Origin of the sequence: Streptomyces sp. SM1 (genome assembly GCF_002910825.1) — a bacterium.
GTDB lineage: Bacteria > Actinomycetota > Actinomycetes > Streptomycetales > Streptomycetaceae > Streptomyces > Streptomyces okerensis.
On the sequence record NZ_NEUB01000688.1, the window covers coordinates 1 to 3379 of the forward strand.

Annotated in this window: 3 protein-coding genes; 2 read left to right on the forward strand and 1 reads right to left on the reverse strand. The window is 71.8% G+C overall.

All coding sequences use genetic code 11. The features are described 5' to 3' along the window. A partial coding sequence (locus tag B9S61_RS19085) for an MMPL family transporter (RefSeq protein ID WP_181007433.1) occupies positions 1 to 985 on the reverse strand: 985 nt, incomplete at its 3' end. Positions 986 to 1149: 164 nt separating this feature from the next. Here B9S61_RS19085 and B9S61_RS19090 point away from each other — a divergent pair. Further along, positions 1150 to 1875 carry a response regulator transcription factor gene (locus tag B9S61_RS19090; protein ID WP_103543359.1) on the forward strand — a complete coding sequence of 242 codons (726 nt, stop codon included), beginning with the start codon at positions 1150 to 1152 and terminating at the stop codon, positions 1873 to 1875. Beyond that, on the forward strand, positions 1872 to 3379 hold a 1508-nt coding region (locus B9S61_RS19095; protein WP_103543360.1), incomplete at its 3' end, for a HAMP domain-containing sensor histidine kinase. The genes B9S61_RS19090 and B9S61_RS19095, both read left to right, overlap by 4 nt.

Below are 3379 nucleotides of genomic sequence, written 5' to 3' on the forward strand. Positions count from 1 at the left end.
GCACGCGGTGGCCGAGCAGGCCGAGCAGCGCGGGCAGCAGGGTGACGGCGGCGAGCACGCTCAGCACGACGGTCAGCGAGGTGCCGATGACCACACCGTCCAGGAAGCGCAGGTTCGTCACCAGCATCCCGGCGAGCGCGATGCACACCGTGCCGCCCGCGAACAGCACCGCGCGGCCCGAGGTGTTGAGGGCGGTGACCGCCGCCTCCTCCGGATCGAGGCCGCGCAGGATGCCGCGCCGGTGCCGGGTGACGATGAACAGGGCGTAGTCGATGCCCACGCCCAGGCCGATCAGCGTGGCGAGCAGCGTGGCGAGTTCGGGCACGTCGGTGACATGGCTGAGCAGCTGGGTGCCGAACATGCCGGTGCCGACTCCGAAGACGGCGATGACGATCGGCAGCAGCATCGCGAGGAGCGACCCGAAGGCCACGAACAGCACGACGGCGGCCGCGAGGATGCCGACCAGTTCGGCCGTGCCCGTCGGCGGCGCCTGGACGCGCGTGATGGCCTGGCCGCCCAGTGCCACCTGCAGCCCGTCGCCCCCGGCGCCCTGCGCGGTGTCGACGACGTCCTGGACCAGTTCCTTCGGCACCGCGTCCGCCTGTTCGGCGAACGTCACCTGTGCGTAGGCGATCCGGCCGTCCTCACTGATCTGCGCCGCTCCCTCCTGTCCGTACGGGCCGGCGACGTCGCCGATCCCCTCCATGCGCCCGATCTCCCTCAGCGCCGGCTCGATCCGGGACCGCACGGAGTCGTCGCGCACGGAACCCTCGTCGACCTTCCACACCACGGTGTCGGTGTCGCCGGCGCGTTCCGGGAACGCCCGCTCCATCAGGTCGTACGCCCGCTTGGAGTCGGTGTCGGGAAGCGAGAAGACCTCCGTGTAGTTCGTGCCCGCGCCGCTCGCCGACACCCCCAGTCCGAACAGCGCCCCCACCCACAGCAGGAGGACCACCAGCCGGTGCCGATAGCACCAGCGTGCCAATGCCGCCACGTCCAAGCTCCTTCGTCGATTCGGTCGGTCCCCCAGGTCCTGGCAGCAGAATCAACCGCGACGCCCGCCCGGCGACACGACTCGCGCGGGACTCTCAAGGAACTCCAAGGCGGCAACCCCCACGGCCGGCCCCGTCCGCGCCGATACTGGACGGCATGACGACAGCTCCCGGCACCGTGCTGGTCGTGGAGGACGAGGAGAGCATCTCGGACGTCCTCGCCATCGCCCTGCGCTACCACCGTTTCGAGGTCATGACCGCGGGCACCGTCCGCGAGGCGCTCGCGCTGACCGAGCACACCCTCCCCCACGCTCGACATCGCTCGCGCGGGGGGACCCCCATCGACGCCGCCCTGCTCGACGTGATGCTGCCGGACGGCGACGGCCGCGCACTGGGCCGTGAACTCCGTGTACGGCGGCCGGAGCTGGCGCTGGTGTTCCTCACCGCGCGGGACGCGCCCGCCGAGGTCGTCGGCGCGCTCGGCTTCGGCGACGACTACATCACCAAGCCGTTCAACATCGACGAGGTCGTCGCCCGCGTCACCGCCGTGCTGCGCCGCACCCGCCCCGCCGACGTCCTGCCGCAGCGCGCGCCGCTGCGCCACGGCGACCTGGAGCTGGACGAGACGACGTACTCGGTGCGCCGCGCGGACCGCTCGGTCGAGCTCACCCCCACCGAGTACGCACTGCTGCGCTTCCTGGTGCGCAACGGCGGCCGGATCGTCCCCAAGGAGCAACTGTTGCGCCATGTATGGCAGTACGAGCACACCCCGCCGGAGTCGACCGTGGTCGAGACGTACATCAGCTATCTGCGGCGCAAACTCGACACGATCGGACCGCCGGTGATCACCACCCGGCGCGGGGTCGGGTACGGGCTGACGTGAGGCCGGCGTTCCGAAGGCCGCGCTGCGGGCGCGGCATCCACTCGCTGCGCGGGCAGCTGACCCTGGCCAACGTGCTGTTGCTGGCCCTGGGGATCGTGGCGGCCACAGCGGTGAGCGTGATGGGCATGCGCTACTACCTGCTGGACCAGATCGACTCGGAGCTGACAGGGACCCGTGACTCCCTGGGGGGTTCGGAACTGACCCTCCGCCAGATCGACTCGCTGAGCGTGCTGAGCTTCTTCCGTGACCGGGTGGACGCGGACTTCTACCGGGACCCCGACCCGGACTCGATCTTCGCCGCCGTGGACACCCGGGGCGAGCCCGTCGGCATCCTCGGCTTCGCACCGACCCGGGCACAGCACGACCTGGCGGACGCGGTGGGCGACGAGCGCGCCCTGGTCGAGGACCCGGAACCGCACGACGTCACCGTCCGCGGAGCCGCCTACCGGGTCACCGCCACCCGGCTCGCGGACGGCACGTGCATCCTCATCGCCACCTCCACCGAGGCGGTGCACGAAGGTGTCACCAAAGCGGTCAAACTCGATCTCGCGATCGGGACGCTGCTGTTGTTCCTGCTCGCCTGTCTGACCATGTTCAGCGTGGGCCGCCGGATGCGGCCGCTGGAGGACATGGTGGAGACGTCGTCGGCGATCGCGGAGGGCGACCTGACCAGGCGGGTGCCCTCCAGCCGGGATCCGATCCTGGAGGTGGAGCAACTGCGGCTCGCGCTCAACTCGATGCTCCAGCAGGTGGAGTCGGCGTACCGGACGCGCGAGCACAGCGCGGCCCAGCTGCGGCGGTTCGTCGCGGACGCCTCGCACGAGCTGCGCACGCCGCTGGCCGCGATACGCGGCTATCTCCAGCTCTACGACCGGGGGATGCTGCGGGAGCCGACGGAGCGCAAGCGGGCCTGGGACCGGATGATGTCGGAGTCCGACCGGATGGGGCGGCTGGTCGACGAACTGCTGGTACTGGCCCGGCTCGACCAGCGTCCCGAACTCCTGCTGCGGAACGTGGACGTGTGCCGGCTGGTGCGGGAGGCGGCGGAGGACCTGCGGATGCAGCAGCCGGAGCGGCCGGTGACCGTGGACGCCGACGGTTCGGTGCTGGTGCACGCGGACGAGGCCGGATTGCGGCAGGTGATCGGCAACCTGCTGGGCAACGTCCGCACGCACACGCCGGCGGACGTTCCGGTGCGGGTGGTCGTGGTCCGCGCGGACGACGGTGCCGTGCGGCTGTCCGTGGCGGACGACGGGCCGGGGCTCGCGGCTGAGGACGCCGCGCGGGTGTTCGACCGGTTCTTCCGTGCGGGGGGCGGAGCGGGGAGTGGGCTGGGGATGGCGATCGTGCAGGGGGTGGTGCGGGCGCACGGGGGTGAGGTGACGGTGCGGACGGGGCCGGGCGAGGGTCTGGCGGTCACCGTGACGCTGCCGCGGCGGGGCGTGCCGGTAGACGAGGCGTCGGTGGCGTCGGCGTCGGCGTCGGCGTCGGCCGAGCGGACCGT